Here is a 26,056-nt window from a genome sequence, read left to right as displayed (position 1 = left end):
ATTTACTATTTTTCGATTTACGAAGTACGATTTAATGCCCAATAGTAGATAGTAAATTGTCAAATCGTAAATTAAAATAATCTGCGTTTCAATGCATCCTTAATTTTTAGGTGAAAGGAAACGGTCGATGCTTTCGGCGGCTTTCCGTCCTCCGGCGATGCATTTCACTACGAGGCTGGCGCCGGTAGCGGCATCCCCTGCCAGGAAAGCATTCGGGGGAAGCTGGGGAGCTTCCGGCTTCAGGAATCCCATGGCGAGCAATACCAAGTCTGCCTTGATGACTTCCTTCTTGCCGGTGGGTTTCATTACAGGGCGTCCTCCGCCTTCCGCAGGCACCCATTCCACTTCTTCCACTTCCACACCACACACGTGTCCGTTCTTCCCGATGAATTTAGTGGACGACAAACTCCAGCGGCGTGTGCATCCTTCTTCATGGCTGCTGCTGGTTTTCAGCACTACGGGCCATTGGGGCCAAGGCGTGGCTGGATTATCTCCTACGGGCGGCTTGGGCATAATCTCGATTTGTGTCACGCTTGCTGCTCCTTGGCGGTTGCTTGTGCCGATGCAATCACTTCCGGTATCGCCTCCGCCTATCACCAGCACGTGTTTGCCTCGGGCATCGATGCGCTCTTCTTTTGTGAAGGTCTGTCCGGCAAGTACCCGGTTTTGTTGTGCCAGCATCTCCATTGCGAAATGGATGCCTTTCAGGTCTCGTCCGGGGATGGCGAGGTCGCGTGCCTGGGGGGTGCCGGTGCATACGCAATAAGCGTCGAAGCCTTCGGGCAGCTTCTGCACGTTGATTTCAGTATTGGGCTTGAACGTCACCCCTTCTGCTTCCATCAGCCTGATGCGCCGGTCGATGATGTTCTTTCCCAGTTTGAAGTTGGGGATGCCGAAGCGTAGCAATCCGCCGATGTATTCCAACTTCTCGAATACGGTTACTTCATATCCTTTCTTGTTCAGCTGGTTGGCAGCGGCAAGCCCGGCAGGTCCCGACCCGATAACCGCCACTTTCTTCTCGTTGCGCGGATAGTGTTTCGGCTTGATGTAGCCTTCGCGGAACGCCGCTTCGATGATGGCGGCTTCATCTTCGCGGATGGTGACCGGCGCATGAATACTCAGTTGCAGCACGCAGCTCTTCTCGCACAAGGCGGGGCAGATGCGTCCGGTAAACTCCGGAAAGTCATTGGTGCGGCTCAGTATCTGGAAGGCTTCTTCCCACTTTCCTTTATACATTGCGTCTTGAAATTCGGGCGGACGGTTACCCAGCGGGCATGCCCAATGGCAGAAGGGTACGCCGCAATCCATACAGCGCGAGGCTTGCAATTTGCGGTCGCTGGTATTGAGTGTCTGTTCTACTTCACTGAAGTCAGTAATCCGTTCGTGTATCGGCCGGTAGCCGGCTTCCTGACGGGGTATGGTTAAGAATGCTTTAGGATTTCCCATAATATATTAAATGAAGAATTAAGAATGAGGAATGAAGAATCAGGAACGAGGAATGAAGAGTGACATCTGCCCATTCTTCATTCTTAATTCTTCATTCTTAATTTATATTTAGTAGTCTCTTTGCACTTCGGCAATCTTTTGCTGGAGTTTGCGCATCTGCTCTTCGGCAAGCACCTTCTTGTATTCAATCGGCGTCACCTGAATGAACTCGTCTACGTAACGGCTCCAGTTGTCGAGCATGGTGCGTGCCAATTGCGACCCCGTGTAGAGGTAATGCTGGCGTACCAGTTCGTGCAGTTCCTTGCGGGCGGTGGAGTCTTCCAGCAAGGAGAGTTCCACCATTTCCATGTTGCAGAAATAGTCGAAGTTGTGGTTCTTGTCCCACACGTAAGCCACGCCTCCGCTCATACCGGCGGCAAAGTTACGTCCGGTTTCTCCCAATACGACCACCCGACCGCCGGTCATGTATTCGCAACAATGGTCGCCTACGCCTTCTACTACGGCTATGGCACCCGAATTGCGCACCGCAAACCGCTCTCCGGCACGTCCGTTAATATACACTTCGCCGCTTGTAGCACCATAGAGCAGGGTATTGCCCACGATGGTATTCTTCTCGGCATCGAAATTGCTCCGTACAGGAGGCTGTACTGAAATGTGGCCTCCGCTCAAGCCCTTGCCCAAATAATCGTTGGCTTCCCCTTCCAGCTTGAAGCTGATGCCGTGGGTCAGGAAAGCGCCGAAACTCTGTCCTGCCGAGCCTTTGAACTTCACGTTGATGGTCTGGTCGGGCAAGCCTGCCTCACCATACTTCAACGCTACGGCTCCCGAGAGCATCGTGCCTACTGCACGGTCGGTATTGGCAATGGCATATTCCAGCGATACTTCTTTCTTGCTCTCCAACGCCTCACGGGCAGCGGCAAGCATCGCTACGTCTTTCACATTATCTATATCGTGCTTTTGTGTAGTGACATTGTGCAGTGCCGACCCGTTGTTCACCTGATGCAGGATGCGGCCGAAGTCGAGTAGGGCTGCCTTGCTTCCCATTTGACGGGGCTTGATTTCGATGAGGTCGGTACGTCCTACAATGTCATCGAGGTGCTTAAAGCCCATTTCGGCAAGATACTCGCGCACCTCCTGTGCCAGGAAGCGGAAGAAATTGACTACATATTCGTATTTCCCGCGGAAATGGTCGCGTAACTCCGGATTCTGGGTAGCTACGCCCACCGGGCACGTGTTGGCATGGCACTTACGCATCATCACACATCCCAAGACAATCAGTGCCGCCGTACCGAAACCGAACTCTTCGGCTCCCAGCAATGCCATGCTGATAACATCCCGTCCGGTCTTCAGTTGTCCGTCGGTCTGCAGGCGTACCTGTCCGCGCAAGCCGTTCAGCACCAGTGTCTGCTGAGTCTCGCTCAACCCTATTTCGGGCGGGATGCCCGCATAGCGCATTGATGAGGCGGGCGAAGCCCCTGTGCCTCCTTCGGCTCCCGAAATCACAATCAGGTCGGCTTTCGCCTTCGCTACGCCGGCGGCTATGGTTCCGATACCGCTCTCTGCCACCAGTTTCACGCTGATTTGGGCTTTCGGATTCACGTTCTTCAAGTCAAAGATGAGCTGAGCCAAATCCTCGATGGAGTAGATATCGTGATGGGGCGGAGGTGAAATCAATGAGATGCCCGGAATGGAATGGCGCGTACGGGCGATGACCTCGTTCACCTTGAAGCCCGGAAGCTGTCCGCCTTCACCGGGCTTGGCTCCCTGCGCCACCTTGATTTGTATCTCTTCGGCATTCACCAGGTATTCGGCGGTCACTCCGAAACGCCCCGATGCCACCTGCTTGGTCTTGCTACAGAGCGAGATGCCGTCGAACGTATCGTGAAAGCGGTCCGAATCCTCGCCTCCCTCGCCCGTATTGCTCCGTGTGCCCAGCTTGTTCATCGCAAGCGTCATTGCCTCGTGGGCTTCCTTGCTGATGGCGCCGAACGACATGGCTCCCGTCACGAAATGTTTCACTATATCCTCTACCGGCTCCACTTCTTCTACCGGAATGGGGTTGCGCTTGAAGGAGAAGAAGTCGCGCAAGAAAATGGGATGCTCTTTCTCGTCCGCCTTGCGGGTGTATTCCTTGAACTTGGCATAGCTTCCCGTGCGTGTGGCGAGCTGAAGGGCACTGATGGTTTCAGGGTTCCAGGCATGTTTCTCTCCGTCTTTCCGGTAAGAGAACTGTCCGATATGCGGCAATAAAGGCTCTACTTCATCCGGCATGAACCCGTTGTCGTGGAACGTGATATAGTCTTTGGCTATCTCTTCCAGCCGGATGCCTCCCACCGAAGACGTTCCGGTGCCGAAATAAGCCTTCAGCAATTCTTCACTCAGCCCGACGGCTTCGAATATCTTGGCGCCGCGGTACGAACGGATGGTACTGATGCCCATCTTGCTCATCACCTTATACAATCCCTTGCAGATAGCCTTGATGTAGTTCTTTTCCGCGGTTTCATAGTTCATTTGGATTTCGTTGCGTTTCACCAGTTCGTCCAATACCGCAAATGCCATGTACGGATTGAAGGCACTTGCCCCGTATCCCAGAAGCAGGGCGGCATGCATCACCTCGCGCACCTCTCCGCTTTCTACAATCAGCGCGGTCTGTACACGTTTCTGCACGCTGATAAGGTGATGGTGCACGGCACTTACGGCAAGCAGGGACGGGATGGCGGCGTGTTCCGTATCGATGCCTCTATCCGACAGGATGATATAGTTTACGCCATCATCTACCGATTGTTCGGCTTTCTTGCACAACTGGGTCAGGGCTTCCTGCAATCCTGCCTTCCCTTTGCTGACTTCGAAGAGCGCAGGAAGCTTCACGGTATTGAAGCCCTTATAGCGGATGTTGCAGAGAATGTCCAGTTCGGTATTGGTAAGGATGGGATGCGGAAGGCGTACCATCTTGCAATGGCTTTCGCTGGGCAAGAGGATGTTGGTGCCCACCGCCCCGATGTATTCAGTGAGCGACATCACCAGTTCCTCGCGTATCGGGTCGATAGCAGGGTTGGTCACTTGTGCGAACTGCTGGCGGAAATAGTTGAATAGCAACTGAGGCATGTCGCTCAGCACCGCCAGCGGGGTATCGTTTCCCATGGATGCCGTAGGTTCGGCACCGTTGGTGCACATCGGTGTCAGCGTGCGTTCGATGTCCTCGCGCGTGAAACCGAAGGCACGGAGCTTACGCTCGAAGTCGGGCACGGTATTTTCCACCTTCCGCCCGCTCTTCAGGGTGTTCAGCTCGATGCGGTTGGCAGAAAGCCATTGGCGGTACGGGCGTGCCGATGCAAGCTGTTCTTTCAATTCCCCGTCGTAATAGATTTTGCCTTCCTGGGTATCGATAAGCAATATCTTTCCCGGCTGGAGGCGTCCTTTTTCCTTGATGGTCTCCGGCTCGAAGCTGATGACACCAGCCTCGCTTGCCACCACCATCATGTCATTTTTCGTAATGAGGTAGCGTGCCGGACGCAAGCCGTTACGGTCCAACATACCTCCGGCATACCTTCCGTCGCTGAAAAGCAGGGCGGCAGGCCCGTCCCACGGTTCCATCAAGATGGAATGGTATTCGTAGAATGCCTTCAGGTCTTCGCTGATAGGATTCTTGTCGTTGAACGATTCGGGCACCAGCATCGCCATGGCATGAGGCAGGCTCAAGCCCGACATCACGAAAAACTCCAATACATTGTCCAGCGAGGCGCTATCGCTCATGCCCGGCTGGATGATGGGACGGATATCCTTTACATTGCCCAGAGTAGGCGTAGAAAGCACACTTTCCCGGGCTTCCATCCATGCACGGTTTCCCCGGATGGTATTGATTTCGCCGTTATGCGCCAAGAGGCGGAAAGGCTGGGCAAGGCTCCACGTGGGGAAGGTGTTGGTGCTGAAGCGGGAATGCACGATGGCAAGCCCGCTGGTGAAGTAAGGTTGTGTCAGGTCCTGGAAATACTCGCGTACTTGCACCGACGAGAGCATACCTTTATAAATAATGTTCTTGCTGGACAATGACACTATGTAGAAGTCTTTGTGTTGTATCCGCTTCTCGATTTTCTTGCGTATGATATACAAGGTACGTTCCAGGTTTTCCACGTCCGTGGCACCGGTGATGAACACTTGCTTGATAGCCGGCTCCGTCTCCTGTGCGCTTTGCCCCAGGATGGAAGAGTTGACCGGTACGCTCCGCAGGTGCATCAGGGTAAGCCCTTCACGCTCTATTTCCTCTATCATGATGCTCAGGATGCGTGCCTGTTCCTGCTCGTCCTTGGGCAGGAAGACCAACCCTGTGCCGTACTTTCCTTTTTCAGGCACCGGTATGCCTTGCAACAAGATAAACTCATGAGGAATCTGTACCATGATGCCGGCACCGTCTCCGGTCTTGTTGTCGGCACCTTCCGCCCCGCGGTGTTTCATATTCTCCAGCACTTTCAGTGCCGAGTCCACCAGTTCGTGCGACTTGTTGCCATGAATGTCTACAATCATTCCCACACCGCAAGCATCGTGCTCGTATGCAGCATCGTATAATCCCGTTTGTTGTACGTCTGTAGCTGCGCTGCTCTCCATTCTGATAAAAGTTTCCTCTTTCATTGGTGTTTGCTTTCTTTTTACTACTGTTTAGTCGTTTGTATCTATCTCTTTGCTCGCAAAGATACAGATACTACGTTCATCGTGTACACCTACAGGCCGTTTTTGTTTCAAGAAATATCAAGTGCCCGCCGCTGCACTTTCAATCTGCTCGAATAACCCTTGCCAATCAAACATATCATAAGCAAAACAAATTGTTTTAATTACAATATAAAAGAATAAGGCTTTTTATAGCTCAACATTCCATCGGCTTCTATTGCCACAGACATACTGTCAATAAGACAGTCCACATGACTGCATTGCTTGTAAGATTATTAATCTTCAAGCCGAAAGATTATTAATCTTCACGCTGTAAGATTAATAATCTTACAAACGATGCAGCATATGGCGGAGAGATACAGATACACCGGCACTACTTATCCACCGAGGTCATCCCCTAATCGTCTATGCATTCTGATGCAATCAGAGGGAGAAAGACACATATCCGTTGGATTTTGCTTTTTTTAGCAGATAAATTCACCGTTAACGTTACCAGCGACTGAAAATTTATAGTATTTTTGCCTCGTATTGCAAAGTACAGATTACAAATATGCCAAGTAACATTAAACATCTAGGTATTGTGGAAAGCATCAACGGAACTCGCCTGAAGGTGAGAATCGAACAAACATCAGCTTGCGCGGCATGTAGCGTCAAGCAACATTGCCACGTGCCTGAATCAAAAGAAAAGATAATCGATGTGTGTAACCCACAAGGAGTGGTGTGTGCCGTCGGACAAAAGGTATTGATTTCGGGCACCACCGCGATGGGCATGAAAGCCGTCCTGCTGGCTTTTGTCTTTCCTTTTTTGGTTTTACTCTTGGCACTTGCTTCCGTCCTTCACCTTACGCACAATGAGTTGGTTTCCGCCCTTGCCGCACTAGGTGCACTGGTTCCTTATTACCTTATTATATATATTTGCCGTAAGCGACTGAACCGTTCGTTTATCTTCCGGCTGGAAAATGTAGTCTAATCAAATAAACTAACTTTATACGTATGAATATGATTTTAATTGCGGTCGTTTCATTGGGAGCCATCGGACTGGTATCTGCCATCGTCTTGTATGTGGCTTCGAAGAAATTTGCCGTGTACGAAGATCCACGTATTGCCCAGGTAGCCGAAGTGCTTCCACAGGCAAATTGCGGTGGATGCGGATTTCCGGGATGTTCGGGCTTTGCCGCAGCATGTGTCAAGGCAGGCTCGCTCGAAGGGAAACTCTGTCCCGTAGGTGGACAACCCACGATGGAGAAGGTAGCTGCCATCTTGGGGCTGAAGGCAGAAGCCTCCGAGCCTAAAGTGGCTGTAGTAAGATGCAACGGCACATGCGACAATCGTCCCCGGCTCACGCAATACGACGGTGTGCGCTCGTGCGTAGTGGCAAACGCCACCGGAGGTGGAGAGACGGGATGTTTCTTCGGATGCCTGGGTTATGGTGATTGCGCCAATGCCTGCCAGTTCGGGGCCATCCGCATCAATCCTCAGACTGGACTGCCCGAAGTGGACGAGACAAAATGTACCGCGTGTGGAGCCTGTGCGAAAGCCTGCCCACGAAACATCATCGAAATCCGCCCACGTGGAAAGAACAACCGCCGTGTGTATGTGCAATGCGTCAACAAAGACAAAGGTGCCCTTGCCCGTAAGGTGTGCGATGCCGCCTGCATCGGATGTGGCAAATGCGTGAAAACTTGTCCATTCGAAGCCATTACACTCGAAAACAACCTTGCCTACATCGACCCTGCCAAATGCAAGGCGTGCCGCAAGTGCGAAATGGAATGTCCGCAAGGAGCCATCGTGGCGGTCAACTTCCCTCCCCGTAAGCAACGGGAAACCGTTTCAGCCGAAATAGAACAACCCGAAGTAAAACCTTAAAAACAACAGATAAAGTGAAGACATTCAGAATTGGTGGAGTACATCCAGCAGCTAATAAATTGTCGGCGGGCAAAGCCATTGAACCCCTTGCCCTCCCCCGGCAGGCGGTGTTCCCTTTGTCACAACACATCGGCGCACCTGCTACCCCCCTCGTAAAAAAAGGTGATACGGTAAAGGTGGGCACCCGGATAGCAGAAGCAGGAGGATTTGTCTCAGCCCCCATCTTCTCGTCCGTATCTGGCAAGGTGAACAAGATAGATAGCGTCATTGATGCCAGCGGCTATCGTAAGCCCGCCATCTATATCGATGTGGAAGGTGATGAATGGGAGCCGGACATCGACCGCAGCACCACTCTCCTAAAAACATGCGACCTCAGCCCCGAGGAAATCGTGTCACGTATTAAAGAAGCCGGCATCGTAGGCATGGGCGGTGCCTGTTTTCCCACACACGTCAAGCTCAGCCCTCCGGCAGGATGCAAGGCAACGTGCGTCATTATCAACGGCGTGGAATGTGAACCTTATCTGACCGCCGACCACCGGCTGATGCTGGAAAAGCCCGATGAAATATTGGTAGGCATCTGCATCCTGATGAAGGCCGCCAAGGTAAATCGTGCTTACATCGCCATCGAAAACAACAAGCCAGATGCCATCCGCCTGCTTTCCGAAAAAGCCAAGGCTTATGCAGGTATCGAAGTGGTTCCTCTGCAAGTAAAATATCCCCAAGGGGGCGAAAAGCAATTGATTGACGCTGTTATCCGCCGGCAAGTGCCAGCTCCTCCTGCATTGCCCATCCATGTAGGTGCCATCGTGCAAAACGTAGGCACGGTATTTGCCATCTACGAAGCAGTACAAAAACATAAGCCCCTCTTCGAACGCATTGTAACCGTCACAGGTAAGTCGCTCAAGACTCCTTCCAATTTTCTTACCCGACTGGGCACTCCGATGAGCCAGTTGATAGAAGCAGCCGGAGGTATGCCCGAAGATACCGGCAAGGTAATCGGAGGAGGTCCGATGATGGGAAAAGCACTGATGAGCACCGACATACCTATATGCAAAGGAAGTTCGGGCGTACTGCTGATGAACGAACATGAAGCACGCCGTGCAACTCCTCAACCTTGTATCCGTTGCGCCAAATGTGTAAGTGTATGCCCAATGGGACTGGAACCTTACCTGCTTGCCACCTGTTCGGCACATGGCGATTGGGACCACGTGGAACACGAACAGATTATGTCGTGCATCGAATGCGGATCGTGCCAGTTCACCTGTCCCTCACACCGCCCGATACTCGATAATATCCGGTTGGGAAAAGGCAAAGTCGGCGCCATCATCCGCGCACGCAACACCAAAAAGTGAATTATAAGTTGAAAATGATAAATTGTAAAATATAAATGGAAAATAAACTCATCGTATCTTTATCGCCTCACGTGCATAGCGGCGACAGCATCCAACGCAATATGTATGGCGTGCTGATAGCGCTCATCCCCGCCTTGCTCGTATCGTTCTTCGTGTTCGGACTAGGGGCTATCATTGTCACGCTCACTTCGGTAGCAGCCTGCCTCTTCTTCGAATGGGCCATCACAAAATACATCCTGAAGCGCGATGGAAACACCCTTTGGGATGGTTCCGCCGCCATCACCGGCATCTTACTGGCATTCAATCTACCTTCCAACCTGCCTGTATGGATTGTCGTCATCGGTGCCCTCGTGGCTATCGGTATCGGCAAGATGACTTTTGGCGGACTAGGGTGCAATCCGTTCAATCCGGCACTCATCGGTCGTGTATTCCTGCTCATCTCTTTCCCCGTACAAATGACCTCGTGGCCTCAAGCCGGACAATGGGGAGCTTACCTTGATGCCGAAACCGGAGCAACTCCGCTTGCCCTGATGAAGCAAGCCATCAAGTCGGGCGACCCTTCCGTATTGAACGACCTGCCCAGCAGCCTGCTCCTGTTAATAGGTTTTCCTGAAAATTGTCAGGCAGGAGCCGGATGTCTGGGAGAAATCTGTGCCCTTGCCCTGCTTCTCGGACTGGCTTATATGTTGTGGAAAAAAATCATCTCGTGGCACATACCGATATCCATCCTTGCTACCGTATTCGTTTTTTCGGGACTGATGCACCTGGCGAATCCCGTCTATGCCTCGCCCGTACAACATCTGCTCACCGGAGGATTGATGTTGGGAGCCATTTTTATGGCAACCGATTACGTAACCTCGCCGATGAGCCATAAAGGAATGCTCGTCTACGGCGTGTGCATCGGTTTCCTTACGGTAGTCATCCGCACCTTCGGAGCATATCCCGAAGGCATGTCATTCGCCATCCTGATTATGAATGCATTCACTCCGTTAATCAACACTTATTGTAAACCCAAACGCTATGGGGAGGTAGCAAAAAAATGAAAAAACTGGAATCGTCATTGAAAAATATGATCCTGTCGCTGACTGGATTTTCTATTGTAGCCGGTGGATTGCTGGGCTGGGTCAATGCAGCTACTGCCGAGCCTATTGCCCAGGCCAATGCCAAAGCTCTGAGCGATGCCATAGCCGTGGTGATACCGGGATTTGACAACAATCCTGCCGAAGAAGCGGAAACAGTAGAAGTAGAAGGCACCACCTACAAGATATATCCTGCCACGCAAGGGGGCAAGCCCATCGGAGCAGCCGTAGAAGCTTCGGCAAATGGATTCGGCGGTACCCTCACCGTACTGGTAGGTTTCGATACCGAAGGCAACATCATCGACTATTCCCTGCTCAGCCATGCAGAAACTCCGGGACTAGGTTCGAAAGCCTCCGACTGGTTTAAGAAAGGAGCCAAAGGAGACATTACCGGTAAAAACCCCGGCACCCAATCCCTCACAGTAAGCAAGGATGGAGGCGAAATAGATGCCATTACCGCTTCCACCATCACTTCACGTGCCTTCCTGCAGGCAGTAAACAATGCCTGGTCTGCCTATATGAACGGCCAAGTAGATGCCACCAGTGGAGCTTCCCAACAACATTAACAAGAAAGGAGAACATTATGAACAATTTTAAGATACTGATAAACGGAATCGTCAAGGAAAACCCCACGTTCGTGCTCCTGCTAGGCATGTGTCCTACGCTGGGAACAACCTCATCCGCCCTCAATGGAATGGGTATGGGACTCGCCACAATGTTCGTGCTCATCTGTTCCAACTTTGCTATCTCCGGCATCAAAAACCTTGTGCCCGACATGGTACGCATTCCCATCTTTGTCGTGGTTATTGCTTCCTTCGTTACCATCTTGCAAATGCTGATGCAGGCTTATGTACCCGCACTCTACGCCACACTGGGACTGTTCATTCCCCTTATCGTAGTCAACTGTATCCTGCTGGGACGCGCCGAAGCTTTTGCCTGCAAGCATACTCCGATAGCCTCTCTTTTCGATGGACTGGGCATCGGCCTGGGCTTCACCATTGCACTTACCTTACTAGGCGGTGTGCGTGAATTTTTAGGCACAGGCAAACTGTTCGGCATTTCCATCCTGCCCGAACAATATGGCATGCTGGTCTTCGTTCTGGCTCCGGGTGCTTTCATCGCCTTGGGATATCTCATTGCGATTGTAAACAGATTAAAAAAGAATAATTAAAGAGTTCAGAGAGCCCATACTCCGCAGATGCAGCTCGACCATCGGCATTAACTTCTTAAACTCTAAAATAAAAAACAACAAACCATGGAATATATCCTTATATTTATCACCGCTATCTTTGTGAACAACATCGTGTTGTCGCAATTCCTCGGAATTTGTCCTTTCCTGGGTGTATCGAAGAAAGTAGAAACAGCAATGGGTATGGGAGCTGCCGTAGCCTTTGTGCTCACGCTTTCCACCATCGTCACTTACGTCATCCAGAAATTCGTACTCGACCCATTCGGACTAGCTTATCTGCAAACCATTGCTTTTATCCTTGTCATCGCCGCGCTGGTACAGATGGTCGAAATCATCTTGAAAAAAGTGTCACCGGCACTCTATCAGGCATTGGGCGTGTTTCTGCCGCTTATCACCACCAACTGTTGCATCCTGGGTGTAGCCATTCTGGTCATCCAAAAAGATTTCGACCTGCTGACAGGCGTGGTCTATGCTTTCTCTACAGCCTTGGGATTTGCCCTTGCCCTGATAGTTTTTGCCGGCATCCGCGAACAGCTTAGTCTGGTCAATATCCCGAAAGGAATGCAAGGAATGTCTATTGCGCTGATTACTGCCGGCCTGCTGGCAATGGCATTTATGGGTTTTTCGGGTGTCGACAAAGGACTTGCTGCCCTGATGGGACTCTGACACAGGTTTTACATATAAGCTAATTGTCCCTATTACAAAATACAATGTCTACCATTTGTCTGCCCAAGCAGAATCAAAATGAAAGGCACTTCCTTTGCCTGCATATCATATATTCATCGGTCATTGCAAATATATGCAACGGCCGGTGAATATACCTTCGTTTTGAGAATAAGCCTCCTGACCAAATGAGAACATTTTACAAGACCAAACAAAAAAAGCTAAGGTTTTTTTAAACCAAATCGTTTGCCTGTTTGTTTTATTGTCAGTACATTTGTTCTGCTTGCACAAGTAAGCAGAAAACCTAAACAAATTGGCAATGAAAAAAATTCTGACCATCATCCTGCTGGGCACACTTGTCACAGTGGCACAAGCCCAACGCATACTCACACTGGACAGCTGCAGAAACCTTGCCCTAGCAAACAACAAGGAGCTGCGCATCGCACAGGAAAAAATAAACGCGGCACATTATCAACAAAAAGCCGCTTTCACCAATTTCCTGCCCAAAATAAACGTGACGGGCACTTATATGCGCACGCAAAAGGAAATCTCCCTGCTCAGCAATGAACAACAGCAAGCCATCGGAAACATGGGAACAGCTCTTGTCCCTCAACTCCAACAACTGGGTGCACAGATGCAACAGATAGCAGCCACACATCCCGAACTGCTCCCCTTGCTCACCCCCCTTTCGGGCGTAATGGGGCAGATACCCGATGCACTGAATGGCGTAGGTGGAAGCATCGTAGACGCGTTCCGCACAGACACACGTAACCTCTATGCTGGTGCTGCCACCCTGACCCAACCCCTCTTCATGGGCGGAAAAATCATTGCATACAACAAAATCACCCGCTATGCCGAACAGCTTGCCGCCTCGCAACACGCCACAGGAATGCAAGACGTCATCCTGAATACTGACCAGGCTTACTGGCAAGTAGTCTCGCTGGCAAATAAAAAGCATCTCGCTGAAAGTTTTGTGAAACTGGTTCAAAGGCTCGACTCGGATGTAACAAAAATGGTAGAGCAAGGCGTTGCCACTACTGCTGATGCTTTAAGCGTCAGAGTAAAAGTGAACGAAGCAGAAATGACACTGACTCAAGTAGAAGACGGACTTGCCCTGGCAAAAATGGTACTTTGCCAATTGTGCGGAGTTCCGCTCGACACCGATATCCGTCTGGCGGACGAGGATATGAAAGACCTTGCCTTACCAACCACCTATACCGAAAGCAACGTGGGTACAGCACTTGCCAACCGCGAAGAATTGAAAAGTCTGGAACTTGCCGAGAAAATCTACCGGCAAAAGGTAAACGTGGCACGAGCCGAATTTCTACCCTCCATAGGACTAACCGCCAACTACCTGTTTACCAACCCTTCATTAGTAAATGGATTCGAGAACCGCTTTCGCGGCATGTGGGGCATAGGTGTAGTGGTCAGTATACCGGTATTCCATTGGGGAGAAGGTATTTACAAAGTACGTGCCGCCAAAGCTGAAGCCAACATTGCCCGCTACCGGCTGGACGATGCAAAAGAAAAAATCGAATTACAGGTCACTCAAAGTTCATACAAGGTAAACGAAGCCACCAAGAAACTGGTTATGGCAGAAAAGAATATGGAAAAGGCAGAAGAGAACCTGCGCTACGCCAATTTGGGTTTCCGTGAAGGAGTCATCCCCACCAGCAACGTACTGGAAGCACAGACCGCCTGGCTCTCGGCACAATCGGGAAAGATTGACGCACAAATCGACCTGAAAATGAGCGAAATCTATTTGAACAAATCAATGGGAACACTAAAATAAGACAAACAATATGGCAGAAAGAACGCAACGCAACAACATCATGCTGGCATTCATTACACTCGTAGCAGTGGTATTGATTGTAAGCATTATCGGCTTCATCACTTTCCGGAAAGGTACTGAAATCATACAAGGACAAGCCGAAGCCAACGAATATCGTGTATCGAGCAAAGTGCCCGGACGTATCCTGAAAATTTTCGTAGACGAGGGAGATGCAGTGAAAGCTGGTGATACCCTTGCTATCCTCGAGGCGCCCGATGTAATGGCGAAACTCTCGCAAGCGGAAGCCTTGGAACAGGCTGCCCAAGCGCTGAATGAAAAAGCCGAACGTGGCACCCGTGCCGAACAATTGCAAGCCGCCTACGAAATGTGGCAAAAAGCCAAAGCAGGCCTGGAAATCGCCGAAAAATCATACCAACGGGTAAACCGCCTGTACGAAGAAGGAGTGATGTCGGCACAAAAGCGCGATGAAACCAAAGCACAATATGACGCAATGGTAGCCACCGAACGTGCTGCCAAAGCTCAATATACAATGGCAAAAAACGGAGCACAACGGGAAGACAAGTTGATGACTGCCGCCAAGGTGCGCCAAGCGGAAGGTGCTGTGGCTGAAGTAAATTCATATGTCAGCGAAACGTATCTCACGGCATCTGCCGATGGAGAAGTGACGGAGATATTCCCTAAGGTAGGCGAACTGGTCGGCACCGGAGCACCCATCATGAATGTAGCCCAACTGGATGACATGTGGGTGACGTTTAACGTGCGTGAAGACTATCTGAAAGATTTCCATGTAGGGGGCGAGATTTCGGCGTTTATCCCGGCATTGGAAAAAGACGCCACATTTAAAGTGACCTATATGAAAGACTTAGGAACTTATGCCGCATGGAAGGCGACCAAGACCACCGGCGGTTTCGACCTGAAGACATTCGAAATTAAAGCCAAGCCCGTACAGCCGGTGGAGAACCTGCGGCCGGGCATGTCGGCGATAGTCAAAGGGTTGGAATGAGTGTTTTTTCACCACAGATTACACAGATTATTTTATTTAATCAATTATGAAAATCTGTGTAATCTGTGGTGAAAAAAGGAACAAGAAAGGAAGGATTATGCAATACACAACCATTCATAAACGCCTGTACCGTATAGCCGTACGCGAACTGCGGCACATCGCGACCCGGCCGATTTACCTCTTCTGCATGGTAATAGCACCGGTATTCTGCTACGTGTTCTTTACCACGCTGATGGCAAACGGCTTGCCTACAAACATGCCCGCAGGTGTTGTGGATATGGACAATACGGCGACTACGCGAAGCATCATCCGCAATTTGGATGCATTCCAGCAAACGCATGTCACGGCTCGTTATGCAAATTTCCACGAAGCACGCAAGGCGGTCCAGCGTGGCGAGATTTATGCTTTTTATTACATACCCGAAGGCACCACCGAGGAAGCTATCTCCGGAAGGCAGCCCCGCGTGTCGTTTTACATCAATTACGCGTACCTCATCGCAGGGTCGTTGCTGTACCGCGACCAGCGCACGATGTCGGAACTTGCTTCGGGTGCCATCGGGCAGAGCACGCTTTTAGCCAAGGGGGCTACCGAAGAGCAGGCAATGGCGTTTCTCCAGCCCGTCGTTATTGACACCCATGCGTTGAACAATCCGTGGCTGAATTATTCGGTGTATTTGTGCAATACCTTATTGCCGGGCATCCTGATGTTGCTCATTTTCCTGACCACCTCGTATGCGTTAGGCATGGAGCTGAAGGAAAATACGGCACACGTCCTGATGCGTCTGGCAGACAATTCCATCAGCACGGCATTGGTGGGGAAACTCTTGCCGCATACGGTTATCTTCTTTATCGTGACCGTATTCTATAATGTCTATCTGTACGGGTTCTTGCATTATCCTTGCAATAGCGGCATTTTCCCGATGCTTCTTGCGGGATTGTTGCTGGTGCTGGCTTCGCAGGCGGTCGGCATCTTTTTCTTTGGCATGTTCGGCACCCTCCGCCTTGCCTTGAGTGCGGCTTCGTTATGGGGAGTCATTTCATTTTCCATCTCCGGCTTTACCTTTCCGGTCATGGCGATGCATCCCGTCTTGCAAGGGCTGGCGGTTTTATTCCCCTTACGGCATTATTTCCTGATTTATGTAAACCTTGCCTTAAACGGTTATCCGCTCGTCTACGTATGGCAACCCATAGTGGCGCTTTTGCTTTTCTTGCTTCTTCCGTTCTTTGTGCTGAAGAAGTTGCGCACGGAAATGTTGCACTATGTATATATCCCCTAAAACCGATGGATTATGAAAAAATATTCGTTCAGACATACTATAAAGCAGGGCATCGCCGGATTGTTCCATATCTGTAAGGAAGAGCTGAAGATGACCGTCAAAGACCAGGGCGTAGTGATTTTTTTCCTCCTTGTGCCTTTGGCGTATCCGCTGGTCTATGCATTCATCTATACCAATGAAGTGGTGCGTGAAGTGCCCGTGGCTGTGGTCGATGCCGACCGTTCTTCCGTGAGCCGCGAATACCTCCGCCGGGTAGACGGAGGTCCGGATGTCCGTATCGTGTCTTATTGTTCCGATATGGAAGAAGCCCGGCTTTTGCTGAAAAAGCAAAAAATATACGGCGTGGTTTATGTTCCCGAAGATTTTAGCCGCGACTTGGCTTCGGGAGAGCAGGCGCATGTTTCCATCTTTGCCGACATGAGCGGCATGCTTTATTATAAGGCGCTTTTGCTTGCCAATACCGAGGCTTCGCTGGAGATGAACAAGGATATCCAAATCCGGCGTGCGGGCAATACCACCGGGCGGCAGGATGAGATTACGGTCCGCCCGATAGATTACGAAGCGGTATCGCTCTATAATCCGCAGGACGGATTCGCCAGCTTTCTTATCCCTGCCGTGCTTATCCTGATTATCCAGCAGACCTTATTGCTCGGGATAGGTCTGTCGGCGGGTACGGCGCGCGAGAACAACCGTTTCCGGGATTTGGTGCCCATGGTACGCCATTATCAGGGTGCCATCCGCATTATTTTCGGGAAGTCCTTGGCTTATCTTTTGGTCTATCTTGCCGTGGCGGCATATATCCTTTGTGCGGTGCCCAAGATGTTCCGGCTGGTCTTTCTTGCTTCGCCGGATACATTGGCAGCCTTTGTCCTGCCCTACCTGCTGGCATGCATTTTCTTTGCCATGGCATGTTCATGTCTCATCCGGAGGCGTGAAGACTGCATGATGATATTCGTGTTCACATCGTTGCCTTTGTTGTTCATCTCAGGCATTTCATGGCCTGGAGCGGCAATCCCGGATTTCTGGAAAGCGGTGTCGTGGATATTCCCTTCTACTTTCGGCATCAACGGATATATCCGCATACAGACGATGGGAGCCACACTGAACGATGTCTTGCCCGAATACCGGGCATTATGGATGCAGGCAGGCATTTATTTCCTTCTTACATTCTTCCTCTACCGGAGGGAAATCCTGTTGAGCCGGAAACATGCCTTAAAACGCTTGCATGAGTTCCGGAAGAAGCGGCAGGCGGTGTTGCGGTAAGGTTTATCCTATTTTAATGGGGCACAGATTTTTTTATTTATTCCGTTTGTGTTTTGTGATGTACTTATGATACGGTTTGCGTTATTGTCTATAAAGAACTTCAATAAATGACATAAACTTTATCATGGATAAAAACAACGGTTTAAACGAAAGGGCAGAACGCATCCCTCAGCGTACAGTCAATCTATTTGAACAGGTACGGCAAAAAATCATCCTGATTAGAGATTGTCAGGTGATATTAGATGTGGATGTTGCCGAATTATATGGGGTGGAAACAAAACGGGTGAATGAAGCGGTCAGAAATAATCCGGATAAATTTCCTCAAGGTTACGTATTCCAATTATCGGATGAAGAGATGGAATATTTGCGGTCGAAAAATTCGACCGCAAATCTATCACCCAAGACCCGTGTTCTCCCCAAAGCGTTCACGGAGAAAGGATTGTATATGCTTGCCACTATCCTGAAAAGTCCGCAAGCTACGCAAGCCACCCTTGCTATCATAGAGACATTTGCCTCTGTGCGCCAGCTCAAGCGTGAATTGCACGCCTTACACGGTGAAACGGATGGCAAATCGCAGCAATCCAAGATGCAACACATTGGAGAAATGCTTTCAAGCATAGTCATGCCTGACCTGGAAACATCCGAAACAGAATCAAGCCTTGAACTCAATTTCCTGATAGGCAAAATCAAGCATACGGTAAAACGGGTGAAAAGGCAAAATGATGCAGACCATACCGAAGTGGAATGACCACTTGTCATGCTTCATGCAGCCCCTTGATATACTCATACAGCTTCCGGTAGAAGGCGTGGCGCGTCAGGGTGGAGGCATCGCCCAAGATGATGAGCTTCATGCGGGCACGGGTGATGGCTACGTTCATCCGGCGCAAGTCGTTGAGAAACCCGATCTGGCCGTCCTCGTTGGCACGCACCAGACTGATGAGGATTACATCACGCTCCTGTCCCTGGAAACCGTCGACCGTATTGACCGTTATCGAGGAACGGAAGGGCTTGAAGAACGCGTCGCGCCGGAGCAGCTGGCGGAGGTATTGCACTTGTGCCTTGTAAGGGGAAATCAATCCGACATCGATGCGTTCTTCGAGGAACCGTTCCCTGCCGATGCGGGTGATGTAGGATTTCAGCTGGCCGATGGAGAGTTCAGCTTCGGCTTTGTTGATGCGCCCGTAGCTTTCGCCTACAAACTCTTCGCCGGCATCCATTCCTTCTGTGTTTATCCATTCGATGGGTGTATCGAAATCGAGTATGCTGCGGTATTTCACTTCGGGAGCCGACTGGAGCATGCCTCCGTAGAACCATTCGGACGAGAAACGCATAATCTCGTCATTCATCCGGTACTGCACTTTCAGGAGCGAAACCGTTTCAGGTTTTTGACGCACGATACATTGCATCAGCGTGTCACCCAAACCTCCACGCAAAGCGTCCAAACATTTCACTGTAGGCGGAAGCTGACAATGGTCGCCTGCCAGAATGACGCGGTCTGCCTTACGGATAGCTATCCAGCAGGCAGCCTCCAGTGCCTGCGCTGCCTCATCAATGAACAAAGTACCAAATTTCTGCCCCATCAGCAAACGATTAGCACTACCTACAAGCGTACAAGCTATCACCCGTGCCTCAGAAAAAAGAGCGGTATTGATACGCACCTCCAGTTCAGTAGCACGGTCTTTCAACGAATTAATTTTCGTACGGACATCTTCACGATTGCTTGCCTTACGTATCCGGGCATAGAGATCACGAATAGCACGACGGATACCCCACAGTTGCGGATAGTCAGGATGTGACTCAAAACGGTGTTCATAAGTGAATGAAAGCATTTTGTCGTTTACGCGGGTCGGGTTTCCGATACGCAACACGTTCACGCCCCGGTCTACCAGCTTTTCGCTAATCCAATCCACCGCCATATTGCTCTGTGCACACACCAGCACCTGATTTTCGCGGTGCAGAGTTTCGTAAATTGCCTCAACCAGCGTAGTGGTCTTTCCCGTCCCTGGAGGGCCGTGCACGATAGCAACATCCTTGGCATGCAGCACCTTATTGACGGCTTCTTCCTGCGTACGATTCAGCCACGGGAAGCGCACAGGCTGGAAGGTAAAAGCAGAAGCAGGAACAGAACCGTGGAAGATGTCGCGCAACTCCGCCAAACGGTTGTTCTTCGCACCTATCACTTGCTTCAAAGCTTCGAACATCAGGCGGTAACTGGTTTCATCGAAATAAAGCTGTACACCCAGCACATCTTTGCCCTGCAATGCAGCCCAAGCATCGGCATTAGGAAGTGCCACTACCATTCGGTCCTCGTCAACATAACTCACCGTCGCCACAAAGTTGAGGTACGCAAGTTTCCCCGTCATGTCCTGCGTAAAAAAGCACACTGGACGCCCATACTCGAACAAGTGTTCTATCTCCTTATCTTCCTTCCGTTCCACTTCCACTACCAACTGATTCAAGGCATTGTAATAATTTCGTCCGATGCTGACGGGATACCAACACATCCCGCGTTTCACCTTCCTGCCTACGCCCATCAATTCAGTCTGTTGGCGAAACTGTTCTTTCTCGTATTCGTACTCCATCCGCAACAAGTCGTATTGATGCTGCAGATACAATATTGGAGAGTGTATCGTAGATTGTTCTTTCATATCCGTAAATGATTTCAAGATACAAAGGTACGAGTTCTCTGAAAAAGAAAGGCTGAATTGTTGATAAATTCCATTATTATCTGTATTTTTACCTGCCAACCAAAAAACATAGAAGTTATGAAAAAGCAGGCAGATTACATCAAACGCATTGATATTAAAAGGATGTGGGGACGCAAAGACATTTCATGGAACCTGCGCCCCGATGTCAATATCCTAAGCGGTGTGAACGGCATCGGCAAGAGTACTATTCTGAACAACTCCGTCCGAAGTCTGACCGCACTGGAAGGAGGAGCCTTGACTAACGGATTTCAAGAAGGGGTATCATTCAGTTTCTCGCCCGAAGATGCCACATACATCAATTTCGATGTCATCCGCAGCTTCGACCGCCCACTCATCAGCTCGGGCTTACTTGAAAAAATAGGCAACCAAAACGTAAAAACCGAACTCGACTGGCAACTCTACCAATTACAACGCCGTTACTTGGACTATCAGGTAAACATCGGCAACCGCATCATCGAAATGCTGACCAGTGGCGACCCCGCCCAACAAGCCCAGGCACCTGAAATGTCGAAAGCAAAAACACTGTTCCAGGACCTGATAGATGACCTGTTCAGCGACACGGGCAAGAAAATCAACCGCAAAAGCAACGAAATCCTGTTCGAACAAGACGGCGATGAGCTCACCCCTTATCAGCTCTCATCAGGCGAAAAGCAGATGCTGGTTATCCTACTCACCGTATTAGTACAGGACAAACAGCCCTATGCCTTGTTTATGGACGAACCTGAAATATCACTGCATGTAGAATGGCAACAACGCCTCATCACCCTCATCCGTCAACTGAACCCGAACGCACAAATCATCCTGACCACCCACTCGCCAGCTGTCATCATGAACGGCTGGATAGATGCCGTAACCGAAGTGAGCGACATTACCACTCATTAAAAAACAAACACCATGGGAAAAAGACTGACCGACAACTTGTCCTCGATGTATCTGGGCGCAGCCAACAGCCTGAAGCCTAAACACGCGCGGAGAAAAATCGTAGCTTATGTAGAGAGCTATGACGATGTGTCTTTTTGGCGCTCCCTATTGGCTGAGTACGAAAACGAAAACCGTTATTTCGAAGTGATGCTTCCTTCACGAACTTCGCTGGCAAAAGGAAAGAAAAGCGTATTGATGAACCAGTTGGGAAAACAATTAGGAGAAAATATGATAGCCTGTGTAGACAGCGATTACGACTACCTGCTGCAAGGACGCACCCAGACCTCACGTTATATGATAGAAAACCCCTACGTGCTGCAAACCTATGCCTACGCCATCGAAAACTACCATTGCTATGCCGAAGGGCTGCACGAAGTATGCGTCACGGCAACACTGAACGACCATGTCCTGATAGACTTTCCGGCATACCTGAAACTCTACTCACAGATAGCCTATCCGCTTTTCGTATGGTCGGTATGGTTCTACCGCCGGCACAATTTGTCAGAGTTCTCTCTGATGGATTTCTGTTCGTATGTCAAAATAGACCAAGTAGGCATACATCATCCCGAATACAGCCTTGCAGTTATGGCCAAAAAGGTTAACCGCAAACTACGTGACTTGGAGCACCGCCATCCCGAAGGCATTCCCGAAGTGGAAGCGATGAAGGAAGAGTTTAAGCACTTAGGAGTATATCCCGAAAACACCTACATGTTTATCCAAGGACATCACATCCTCGACAATGTAGTGATGCGCCTCCTGACACCGGTATGCACTTATCTGCGGCGCGAACGCGAGCAACAAATCAACGACCTCGCCCTGCATGAAACCCAACGGCGCAACGAACTGACCGCCTACCAGCGCAGCCAGGTCGATGTGGCATTAGTCATACATAAAAACACCAACTATAAAGAGTCGCCCACTTACCAGATGATACGGCGGGACGTAGAAAAATTCCTGCGGATAATCAAGGCATAAGCCGTACTATCACCTACGAGGGTCGGTATCACATGCCCCTTAAATCAAATATAAAAATAGGAATATCCGCATTTTGCCCAATTGTTCGTAAGGGCGTATCGCATACGCCTTGAAAATGTCCGTGTGGATAAGTTGCTACATTCGGGTATATGCAATATGCCCGAATGCGAATATCCATAAAACATTAAAAAAGCATACAGAATTCTTTTCTCATATTATACCATACCACGATATGGATTTGTGCATTTTTCTGAACCTTTTGCACCATTTCCGTAGAGATGATGTGCACATCGTCTTTATCATGTGACATATACAAAATACACAATTTAATGCCGCAGGAAGTATTAAAAAGAGATGTGCCAATTACGGCACACCTCTTTTTCTATGCTTATCGTACACGTCACTTCTCCGGTGTATTGGCAAGCGTAGCCGTCAGGAAGTCGTAGAATTTAGATACGGATGCAATTTCACACTTCTCATCGGGCGTATGCGGACCTACCAGTGTGGGACCGAAAGAAATCATGTCCAAACCTGGGATCACCGCACCTATAATGCCACATTCCAGCCCTGCATGGATGACCTTCACTTCGGGAGCTGTACCAAACTGAGCCTGATAAGCCTCTTTCATCGCGTGAAGAATGGGTGAATTGACATTCGGCTCCCAACCCGAATAGCCGCCAGAACGTTCCACCCGCATACCTGCCATCGAGAAGCAGCTTTCGAGTGCCGTATTGCGGTAATCTTTCATCGACTCACGTGCACTGCGGGTCAATATCTTGACAGAAGCCTTCCCGCCTTTAACGTCTACGATAGCCAGATTGGATGAAGTCTCTACCGTATCGGGAATGGTCGGGATATATCGTTCCACACCGTTAGGGCAAGCATAAATAGCATCAACCAGATTATCGCGGATTTCTTCGGGAACCATGTATTCGGGCAAATCCACACGTTCTGCCTTAAACGACAAGCCATCCTCGATGGTGGCATATTCATCACGCCACACCTGTTCACACTCGCCCACATATGCCATCACATCATCTACCTCCTCTTCAGGCACCGTAATCACCACCTCACACTCACGCGGAATGGCATTACGCATATTTCCACCTTCCCACGACACAAGGCAAGCCTCATCATAGGCTATGACCTGATTCAGGAAACGAGCCATCAGTTTATTGGCATTGGCATGTCCCCAACCTATCTGAATGCCCGAATGTCCTCCGCGCAATCCTTTCAATGTCACTTTCAGAGCCACATCTGCAGGATCGGTCTTTTCTTCCTTATATTCCAAGGTTGCGGTCAGGTCCTCCCCTCCGGCGCATCCGATATACAATTCACCTTCTTCTTCCGAGTCCAGATTCAGCAAGATATCCCCTTCAATAGTTCCCGGCTTCAAGCCGAAAGCACCATACATGCCCGTTTCTTCATCTGCCGTAATCAAGGCAACCAGCGGACCGTGCTTCAAGGTTTTGTCTTCCATAACCGCCATGATAGCAGCCACCCCCATACCGTCATCAGCACCCAGCGTCGTACCTTTGGCACGCACCCAACCGTCTTCCACGTATGCCTGAATCGGGTCTTTCTCGAAATCGTGTTCGGTGTCCTTGTTCTTTTGAGGAACCATATCCATGTGTGCCTGCAAAATTACGGTCTTCCGGTTTTCCATACCTGGAGTGGCAGGCTTGCGATATATGATATTTCCAGCCTCATCCTGAAAAGATTCCACACCCACACTCTTGCCAAATTCCAACAAGAATGCCTGAATTTTCTCCAAATGTCCTGACGGACGAGGAACTTGTGTCAACGAATAGAAGTGCTTCCACACATTCTGTGGAGCAAGCGAAAGAATGTCACTCATAGATTTTAAGTTTTATGTTTATTTGTAAGCGGCAAAGCCACCAATCCGTAAATACCTAACAAAATTAATAAAAAGGTTTGAATTCCGTGTACCAGCAAAGCAAATATTCCGGCATCTTCCTTACTGACGCCATACATCATCATCATTGTTATCACAGCAAAATGCCACGGACCGGCACCGTTGGGCGTAGGGACAATCACGGCAATACTCCCCACTACAAACAATACCAGTCCTGCCATCCAACCCAAATGTGCCGAAAAGCCGAAACAATAAAAAGTCAAGTAAAAATGCAGGAAATAACATGCCCAAATGGCAACTGTATACAGAATATAAAGCCACGGACGATGTACGTTGCGGATAGAAAGACATCCCACCCATACATTCTGTATCAATCCTTTCATCCGGGCAAACACAGCCAAGTTACGCACCAGCCAATATGCCAACACAAGAGCAGCCGCTATGCAGAGCAAGGTAATATAAAAGTTGGTCGAAGTAAACAGATGGAGAAAAAAAGCCCCGTCGGTCCCAGTTATCCGGAAAAAACGGGCAAAGATACCTGACTGTAAAATCAAAGTCACCACCGTTATCAACACCACACACACCGAGTCGATAAGACGTTCGGATACGACTGTACCCAAAGATTTAGAGAAAGACACCTGGTCGAATTTCGACAAGATACCACAACGGGACACTTCTCCCACACGGGGAATCACCAGATTGGCAGCATACGATACGAATATGGCATACACACTGTTTGATGCTTTCGGATATTCGCCCAAAGGTGCCAAAGCCAAGTTCCATCTCCATCCGCGAAACACATGCGACAGCACTCCAAACACCAGCGAAAACAACATCCAACCATAATTCATACCATGCCCCAACACATAAGACACCTTCCGGAAGTCGAACCCATGATACGTCCATACCAAGATAGCCGCACCCAGAACCAAAGGCAAAACAATTTGCAAGACCTTATTTATAAGTTTTTTTATACCACTCTGTTCAATTTTACTCATGTATTTAAGATTAATGCTTAACTTTGCAATATGCAAAGATAATATCTTGCTCGAATAAAATCGTTATTTATAAAGAAAATACATACAGAATGAAGTCAGTCAGGCCAAAAAAATTTTTAGGGCAGCATTTTTTAAAAGATTTACAGATTGCCAGCGATATTGCCGACACGGTGGACACCTGTCCAGAATTGCCAATCCTGGAGGTAGGACCCGGCATGGGCGTATTAACCCAGTTCCTTGTCAGGAAAGGCAGACCGCTGAAAGTAGTAGAACTTGATTTCGAATCGGTCGCCTATTTACACAACAACTTCGCAGAGTTGGGCGACAATATCATCGAACAGGATTTTTTACAGATGGACTTGTCTAAACTGTTCGACGGGAAACCCTTTGTCCTGACGGGCAATTACCCTTACAACATATCCAGCCAGATATTCTTTAAGATGCTGGACAACAAAGACCTCATCCCCTGCTGTACCGGAATGATACAAAAAGAAGTGGCAGAACGCATCGCTGCATCACCAGGCAACAAGACATATGGCATCTTGAGTGTCCTGATTCAGGCATGGTACAAGGTAGAATACCTGTTCACGGTCCACGAACATGTGTTCAATCCGCCCCCCAAAGTGAAAAGCGCCGTCATACGCATGACACGTAATGACACGACACACCTGGGATGCAATGAAAAGCTGTTCAAACAAATCGTTAAGACGACATTCAATCAGCGGAGAAAGACATTGCGCAATTCCATCTCTACCATTTTAGACAAAAGTCATCCGCTCAGTGCCGATACAATATTCAACAAACGTCCCGAACAACTTTCGGTACAAGATTTTATCAGTCTGACCAACCGGGTGGAAGAAGCACTGGTTTCAATTGACAATCAACAATCAACAATCAACAATTAATAATTAACAATTAACAATTAATAATTGGCAATTGAAAGAATCTGTGGTAACCCCAAAAACTTAAGAACCCCAAAAACTTAAG

At 49.5% G+C, this 26,056-nt stretch carries 20 protein-coding genes; 15 read left to right on the top strand and 5 right to left on the bottom strand.

Annotated elements, in window-relative coordinates; all coding sequences use genetic code 11:
- Positions 1-99: 99 nt before the first annotated feature.
- Positions 100-1,446: a glutamate synthase subunit beta gene (locus tag B5G04_RS05715; RefSeq protein ID WP_087396227.1), complete on the bottom strand. Its 1,347-nt coding sequence runs from the start codon at positions 1,444-1,446 to the stop codon at positions 100-102.
- Between the two features lie 108 nt (positions 1,447-1,554).
- Complete coding sequence (gltB, locus tag B5G04_RS05710; protein WP_022041063.1) at positions 1,555-6,072, bottom strand: glutamate synthase large subunit; 4,518 nt, start codon at positions 6,070-6,072, stop codon at positions 1,555-1,557.
- 586 nt (positions 6,073-6,658) lie between these two features.
- Here gltB and B5G04_RS05705 point away from each other — a divergent pair.
- The 12 genes from B5G04_RS05705 (at position 6,659) to B5G04_RS05650 (ending at position 18,339) form a co-directional block, all read left to right on the top strand.
- Positions 6,659-7,078: a SoxR reducing system RseC family protein gene (locus B5G04_RS05705; protein WP_087396225.1), complete on the top strand. Its 420-nt coding sequence runs from the start codon at positions 6,659-6,661 to the stop codon at positions 7,076-7,078.
- A gap of 23 nt (positions 7,079-7,101) precedes the next feature.
- Positions 7,102-7,974, top strand: a complete 873-nt coding sequence (locus B5G04_RS05700; protein WP_022041065.1) for a Fe-S cluster domain-containing protein — start codon at positions 7,102-7,104, stop codon at positions 7,972-7,974.
- A 14-nt stretch (positions 7,975-7,988) separates the two neighbouring features.
- Complete coding sequence (rsxC, locus tag B5G04_RS05695) at positions 7,989-9,326, top strand: electron transport complex subunit RsxC (protein ID WP_087396223.1); 1,338 nt, start codon at positions 7,989-7,991, stop codon at positions 9,324-9,326.
- A 35-nt stretch (positions 9,327-9,361) separates the two neighbouring features.
- Positions 9,362-10,369: an RnfABCDGE type electron transport complex subunit D gene (locus tag B5G04_RS05690; RefSeq protein WP_087396220.1), complete on the top strand. Its 1,008-nt coding sequence runs from the start codon at positions 9,362-9,364 to the stop codon at positions 10,367-10,369.
- Positions 10,366-10,971, top strand: a complete 606-nt coding sequence (locus tag B5G04_RS05685; protein WP_022041068.1) for an RnfABCDGE type electron transport complex subunit G — start codon at positions 10,366-10,368, stop codon at positions 10,969-10,971. The genes B5G04_RS05690 and B5G04_RS05685 overlap by 4 nt, the downstream gene beginning before the upstream one ends.
- A 17-nt stretch (positions 10,972-10,988) precedes the next feature.
- The gene (locus B5G04_RS05680) at positions 10,989-11,576 is read left to right on the top strand and encodes an electron transport complex subunit E (RefSeq protein WP_022041069.1); all 588 of its coding nucleotides are present in this window, start codon (positions 10,989-10,991) and stop codon (positions 11,574-11,576) included.
- A gap of 84 nt (positions 11,577-11,660) precedes the next feature.
- Positions 11,661-12,260, top strand: coding sequence for an electron transport complex subunit RsxA (gene rsxA / locus B5G04_RS05675; protein WP_022041070.1), 600 nt, complete (start codon positions 11,661-11,663; stop codon positions 12,258-12,260).
- 316 nt (positions 12,261-12,576) lie between these two features.
- Positions 12,577-14,049 carry a TolC family protein gene (locus B5G04_RS05670; protein ID WP_087396218.1) on the top strand — a complete coding sequence of 491 codons (1,473 nt, stop codon included), beginning with the start codon at positions 12,577-12,579 and terminating at the stop codon, positions 14,047-14,049.
- Positions 14,050-14,059: 10 nt separating this feature from the next.
- Positions 14,060-15,052 carry an HlyD family secretion protein gene (locus tag B5G04_RS05665; RefSeq protein ID WP_022041072.1) on the top strand — a complete coding sequence of 331 codons (993 nt, stop codon included), beginning with the start codon at positions 14,060-14,062 and terminating at the stop codon, positions 15,050-15,052.
- Between the two features lie 97 nt (positions 15,053-15,149).
- A complete protein-coding gene (locus B5G04_RS05660) occupies positions 15,150-16,328 on the top strand; it encodes an ABC transporter permease (protein ID WP_087396216.1) in 1,179 nt (392 codons plus the stop codon).
- A 12-nt stretch (positions 16,329-16,340) separates the two neighbouring features.
- Positions 16,341-17,591: an ABC transporter permease gene (locus B5G04_RS05655; RefSeq protein ID WP_087396214.1), complete on the top strand. Its 1,251-nt coding sequence runs from the start codon at positions 16,341-16,343 to the stop codon at positions 17,589-17,591.
- Positions 17,592-17,715: 124 nt separating this feature from the next.
- On the top strand, positions 17,716-18,339 hold the full coding sequence (locus B5G04_RS05650; protein ID WP_022041075.1) for an ORF6N domain-containing protein: 624 nt from the start codon (positions 17,716-17,718) through the stop codon (positions 18,337-18,339).
- A 7-nt stretch (positions 18,340-18,346) separates the two neighbouring features.
- On the opposite strand, the gene B5G04_RS05645 is transcribed toward B5G04_RS05650, so the two are convergent.
- Entirely contained in the window at positions 18,347-20,239 is a 1,893-nt protein-coding gene (locus B5G04_RS05645; RefSeq protein WP_087396331.1) for an AAA domain-containing protein, read from the bottom strand.
- A gap of 117 nt (positions 20,240-20,356) precedes the next feature.
- Between B5G04_RS05645 and B5G04_RS05640 the strand changes: the two genes are divergently transcribed.
- Both B5G04_RS05640 and B5G04_RS05635 read left to right on the top strand, forming a co-directional pair.
- Positions 20,357-21,181: an ATP-binding protein gene (locus B5G04_RS05640; RefSeq protein ID WP_022041077.1), complete on the top strand. Its 825-nt coding sequence runs from the start codon at positions 20,357-20,359 to the stop codon at positions 21,179-21,181.
- Between the two features lie 12 nt (positions 21,182-21,193).
- A complete protein-coding gene (locus B5G04_RS05635) occupies positions 21,194-22,195 on the top strand; it encodes a DUF4435 domain-containing protein (protein WP_022041078.1) in 1,002 nt (333 codons plus the stop codon).
- A 400-nt stretch (positions 22,196-22,595) separates the two neighbouring features.
- Here B5G04_RS05635 and B5G04_RS05630 read toward each other — a convergent pair whose 3' ends face one another.
- The gene (locus tag B5G04_RS05630; RefSeq protein ID WP_087207744.1) at positions 22,596-24,053 is read right to left on the bottom strand and encodes an aminoacyl-histidine dipeptidase; all 1,458 of its coding nucleotides are present in this window, start codon (positions 24,051-24,053) and stop codon (positions 22,596-22,598) included.
- A 5-nt stretch (positions 24,054-24,058) separates the two neighbouring features.
- Positions 24,059-25,060 (bottom strand): lysylphosphatidylglycerol synthase transmembrane domain-containing protein, encoded by a 1,002-nt coding sequence (locus tag B5G04_RS05625; protein WP_087207780.1) that lies wholly within the window; start codon positions 25,058-25,060, stop codon positions 24,059-24,061.
- Between the two features lie 98 nt (positions 25,061-25,158).
- On the opposite strand from B5G04_RS05625, the gene rsmA reads away from it, so the two are divergent.
- Positions 25,159-25,974 carry a 16S rRNA (adenine(1518)-N(6)/adenine(1519)-N(6))-dimethyltransferase RsmA gene (gene rsmA, locus B5G04_RS05620; protein ID WP_022041082.1) on the top strand — a complete coding sequence of 272 codons (816 nt, stop codon included), beginning with the start codon at positions 25,159-25,161 and terminating at the stop codon, positions 25,972-25,974.
- Positions 25,975-26,056: the final 82 nt, after the last annotated feature.

It is taken from the genome of Bacteroides sp. An51A, assembly GCF_002161565.1.
Lineage (GTDB): Bacteria > Bacteroidota > Bacteroidia > Bacteroidales > Bacteroidaceae > Phocaeicola > Phocaeicola intestinalis.
This window is presented reverse-complemented; position numbering and strand designations above follow the sequence as displayed.

Excerpts from the sequence above, each read along its gene's own strand:
- B5G04_RS05715 (WP_087396227.1), bottom strand. The coding sequence starts at position 1,446 with ATGGGAAATCCTAAAGCATTCTTAACCATACCCCGTCAGGAAGCCGGC.
- gltB (WP_022041063.1), bottom strand. The coding sequence starts at position 6,072 with ATGAAAGAGGAAACTTTTATCAGAATGGAGAGCAGCGCAGCTACAGAC.
- B5G04_RS05705 (WP_087396225.1), top strand. The coding sequence starts at position 6,659 with ATGCCAAGTAACATTAAACATCTAGGTATTGTGGAAAGCATCAACGGA.
- B5G04_RS05700 (WP_022041065.1), top strand. The coding sequence starts at position 7,102 with ATGAATATGATTTTAATTGCGGTCGTTTCATTGGGAGCCATCGGACTG.
- B5G04_RS05690 (WP_087396220.1), top strand. The coding sequence starts at position 9,362 with ATGGAAAATAAACTCATCGTATCTTTATCGCCTCACGTGCATAGCGGC.
- B5G04_RS05685 (WP_022041068.1), top strand. The coding sequence starts at position 10,366 with ATGAAAAAACTGGAATCGTCATTGAAAAATATGATCCTGTCGCTGACT.
- B5G04_RS05680 (WP_022041069.1), top strand. The coding sequence starts at position 10,989 with ATGAACAATTTTAAGATACTGATAAACGGAATCGTCAAGGAAAACCCC.
- rsxA (WP_022041070.1), top strand. The coding sequence starts at position 11,661 with ATGGAATATATCCTTATATTTATCACCGCTATCTTTGTGAACAACATC.
- B5G04_RS05670 (WP_087396218.1), top strand. The coding sequence starts at position 12,577 with ATGAAAAAAATTCTGACCATCATCCTGCTGGGCACACTTGTCACAGTG.
- B5G04_RS05665 (WP_022041072.1), top strand. The coding sequence starts at position 14,060 with ATGGCAGAAAGAACGCAACGCAACAACATCATGCTGGCATTCATTACA.
- B5G04_RS05660 (WP_087396216.1), top strand. The coding sequence starts at position 15,150 with ATGCAATACACAACCATTCATAAACGCCTGTACCGTATAGCCGTACGC.
- B5G04_RS05655 (WP_087396214.1), top strand. The coding sequence starts at position 16,341 with ATGAAAAAATATTCGTTCAGACATACTATAAAGCAGGGCATCGCCGGA.
- B5G04_RS05650 (WP_022041075.1), top strand. The coding sequence starts at position 17,716 with ATGGATAAAAACAACGGTTTAAACGAAAGGGCAGAACGCATCCCTCAG.
- B5G04_RS05645 (WP_087396331.1), bottom strand. The coding sequence starts at position 20,239 with ATGAAAGAACAATCTACGATACACTCTCCAATATTGTATCTGCAGCAT.
- B5G04_RS05640 (WP_022041077.1), top strand. The coding sequence starts at position 20,357 with ATGAAAAAGCAGGCAGATTACATCAAACGCATTGATATTAAAAGGATG.
- B5G04_RS05635 (WP_022041078.1), top strand. The coding sequence starts at position 21,194 with ATGGGAAAAAGACTGACCGACAACTTGTCCTCGATGTATCTGGGCGCA.
- B5G04_RS05630 (WP_087207744.1), bottom strand. The coding sequence starts at position 24,053 with ATGAGTGACATTCTTTCGCTTGCTCCACAGAATGTGTGGAAGCACTTC.
- rsmA (WP_022041082.1), top strand. The coding sequence starts at position 25,159 with ATGAAGTCAGTCAGGCCAAAAAAATTTTTAGGGCAGCATTTTTTAAAA.